This is a genomic window from Nakamurella sp., from assembly GCF_048594475.1.
Taxonomy (GTDB): Bacteria; Actinomycetota; Actinomycetes; order Mycobacteriales; family Nakamurellaceae; genus Nakamurella.
The window spans coordinates 1-3,243 of the sequence record NZ_JBMDXT010000015.1 but is presented as its reverse complement, the minus strand read 5'-3'; the positions used below and the strand labels follow the sequence as shown (position 1 = coordinate 3,243).

Annotated in this window: 3 protein-coding genes and 1 pseudogene; 1 reads left to right on the top strand and 3 read right to left on the bottom strand. The window is 73.5% G+C overall.

The annotated features are described in order from the left end of the window. From ACOJUF_RS00785 to nhaA, 3 genes are all read right to left on the bottom strand, one after another. A partial coding sequence (locus ACOJUF_RS00785) for a dihydroxyacetone kinase subunit DhaK (protein ID WP_420119959.1) occupies positions 1-521 on the bottom strand: 521 nt, incomplete at its 3' end. A 131-nt stretch (positions 522-652) separates the two neighbouring features. Further along, the gene (gene ddaH / locus ACOJUF_RS00780) at positions 653-1,438 is read right to left on the bottom strand and encodes a dimethylargininase (RefSeq protein ID WP_420119958.1); all 786 of its coding nucleotides are present in this window, start codon (positions 1,436-1,438) and stop codon (positions 653-655) included. Positions 1,439-1,448: 10 nt separating this feature from the next. Next, complete coding sequence (gene nhaA, locus ACOJUF_RS00775) at positions 1,449-2,762, bottom strand: Na+/H+ antiporter NhaA (RefSeq protein WP_420119957.1); 1,314 nt, start codon at positions 2,760-2,762, stop codon at positions 1,449-1,451. A 118-nt stretch (positions 2,763-2,880) separates the two neighbouring features. Here nhaA and ACOJUF_RS00770 point away from each other — a divergent pair. Beyond that, positions 2,881-3,243 (top strand): annotated as a pseudogene (locus tag ACOJUF_RS00770) (AraC family transcriptional regulator); the annotation flags it as partial.

The window sequence follows — 3,243 nt, the reverse complement described above, 5'->3', positions numbered from 1 at the left end:
ACCGAGTCCAGGTCGTCGCCGCGGGCCGCGGCCGCGCAGGTGATCTTGTACCAGGGGATCGCCCCGCCGACGCCGCGCCGGCCGGCGGTGTAGGTGGAGTCCTTGACGGCCACGTCGTCGTCAATCACGACGGCCCGGACGTTGATGTCCTCGGCCTCGGCCAGTTCCGCGGCGGTCTCGAAGTTGAGCACGTCGCCCGTGTAGTTGAGCACCAGGTGCACGACGCCGGCGCCGCCGTCCGCCGCCTTGGTCGCGTCGAGGATCTGATCCGGGGTGGGCGAGGTGAACACGGCCCCGGGGACGGCCGCGTCCAGGCCGCCCGGCCCGACGTACCCGCCGGCGAGCGGCTCGTGCCCGCTGCCACCGCCGGAGACGATCGCGACCTTCCCCTGCACCGGCCCGTCGGCCCGGGTGACGTAGTTCGGATCGAAGTGCACGGTCAGCAGGTCCGGGTAGGCCAGGGCCATGCCCTCGAGCGCCTCGGCCGCGACGGTGGACGGGTCGTTGATGATCTTCTTCACGAGTTCCTCTCGTTGCTCCGCGGGCGTCATTGCCCCCGACGATCTTGCCCCGCGGCCGATCCGGTTGCCACCGCGGGTGACACCCCGACGGGGTGGTTCACGGGCCGACCGGGGCCGACCCCGGACGGACCTCAGACCTCGGTCGACGGAGCGTGACGAAGGCGAACGGACAGGCACGTCACGCAGCCCTCGAGCTTCTCGAACTCGGAGATGTCGACCGGGACCGGGGTGAACCCGAGGTCGGCGATCAGCGCGGCCGACCGGGGCGCCGATGCGGCCATCAGCAGGCGCCCGTCACCCAGATCGACCACGTGCGACCCGCCCTCCTCGGGCACCGGCCGGAAGTGCGGCCAGAACCCCGGGTCGTCGACCAGCGGCGGGTAGCCGATCACGGTGCCGTCCGGCAGCGCGGTGACCGCGGACTTCAGGTGCAGCACCTTGGTCGTCGGCACCGCCACCACCCGGTGGCCCAGCGGCGCGCAGATCCGGCGCAGCGCGGCCACCCCGGCGGCGTCGGTGCGGGCGGTGCGGCCGACGTACACGGTGGTGCCGATCTTGAGCACGTCACCGCCCTCCAGGTGCCCGTCCTCGATGGTCGCAGTCGGGTAGCCCAGCGCGCGCACCGTCACCGAGGTGCCCAGGGTCTCCGCCCGGCGGGGCTCGGCGCCCGGGTGGGTGATCACCGCGGTGCCGCCGACCATCACCACGGTGTCCTCGACGAACACGCCGTCCGGGCACTCCGGCACGGCCGGCACCTCGACCGCGTCCCAGCCGGCCCCGGTCAGCGCGGCCACGTACCCGTCCCACTGCCGCCGGGCCAGGTCCACGTCCACCGGGACCCGTTCCAGGTGGGTCAGCAGGCCGTCGGCCAGGTGCGGGGACGGCGGTCGGACGAGGGCTCGGGGGGAGTCGGTCACGCCGGGCAGGCTACTCGCGCTCGTAGACGTCGGGGATGCCGTCGTGGTTGTCGTCCCGGTTCTCCTCCTCGCACATCGCGCGGTACCGCCGGTTGCGCAGCCGCAGCACGACGGCAGCCAGCAGGGCGGCGCTCAGCGAACCGGTCAGCACCGCGATCTTCACGTGGTCGTCGGATTCGGGATTGGCCGCGAAGGCCAACTCACCGATCAGCAGCGACACGGTGAACCCGATGCCGGCCAGCATCGCCACCCCGGTGACGTCCGGCCAGGTCAACCCCTGCTGCAGCGGCCGGCGCAGCGCCTTGGAGGTCAGGAACGTGGCGGCCAGGATGCCGATCGGCTTGCCCACGACGAGCCCGCAGATGATGCCGATGGCGATCGGGTCGGTCAGCGCCGAGGCGAACCCGCTGAGCCCGCCGATGGTCACGCCGGCCGAGAACAGGGCGAACAGCGGCACCGCCACGCCGGCCGAGATGGGCCGGAGCAGGTGCTCGAACCGCTCCGCGAGCCCGGTTCCGGGCTCCTTGTCCCGGGGGTGCGGGCGGACCGGCACGGTGAAGGCGAGCAGGACGCCGGCCACCGTGGCGTGCACCCCGGACGCGTGGACCAGGACCCAGGTGGCCACCGCCAGCGGGAGCAGCAGGTACCAGTGGCTGATCCGCCGCTGCACCAGCAACCCGAACCCGGCCAGCGGGATCAGGGCCAGCGCCAGGAACCCCAGCTGCAGGTCGGCGGTGTAGAACACCGCGATCACGATGATGGCCAGCAGGTCGTCGACCACGGCCAGGGTCAGCAGGAAGGTGCGCAGCGCCGACGGCAGGTGGGTGGAGATGACCGCCAGCACGGCCAGCGCGAACGCGATGTCGGTGGCCGTCGGGATGGCCCACCCCTTGGGCGCCGTACCCGCCGCGAAGGCCAGGTAGATCGCGGCCGGCACCAGCATGCCGCCGACCGCGGCGAACACCGGCACCGCCGCCCGTTTCGGGTCGCGCAGGTCGCCGGCGACGAACTCCCGCTTCAGTTCCAACCCGGCCACGAAGAAGAAGATGGCCAGCAGCCCGTCGGCCGCCCAGGCCTCCAGGGACAGGTCCAGGTGGAGGAACGTCGGTCCCGCCACGGCGTCGAGCATGGCGAAGTAGGAGGCCGACCACGGCGAGTTGGCCCAGACCAGCGCGATGACCGCGGCGCCCAGCAGCAGCGCGCCGCCGACCGTCTCCCTGCGCAGGATCTGGGCGAGCCGGCTGTCCTCGGCCCACGACCCGCGGGAGAACACCGACGGGGACGCCGACTCGGGCGACGGTTCGGACGAGGGCCCAGATGGCATGCAGGATCCTTCCGCCGACCAGACTTCCCGGCACACCATCCGTCGGCCCGCGGTTCGGGCGAATCACCCCACCCTAACGATCCGGACCGCCCGCACCGGCCGGGGCTACCGTGATCGCATGCCCGCCGACCCGGCTCCCGAGGCGCTGGTCCGACTGGTCCCGCCGCCCGCGGCCCGGGCCGCGGTGCCGGGCATGGTCGGCTACCGGATGCCGCCGCTGCCCGGTGAGCACCGCGGATTCCCCAGCCCCTGGCTGACCCTGGTGTTCTCCCTGTCGGGGGCGCTGCCCATCGACGTGCCGGACGGTCCGCGGATGCGGTCGGCCGCGTTCCACGTCCCGGTCGGCGGCCTGCACACCCGCGCGGTGGTGATGCCGCGGCGCCTGCCGCACGCGCCGACCGCGGATCAGCGCGGCATCCAGCTGGCGGTGCACCCGCTCGCCGCGCGGGCCGTGTTCGGCGTGCCCGCGGCCTCACTGGCC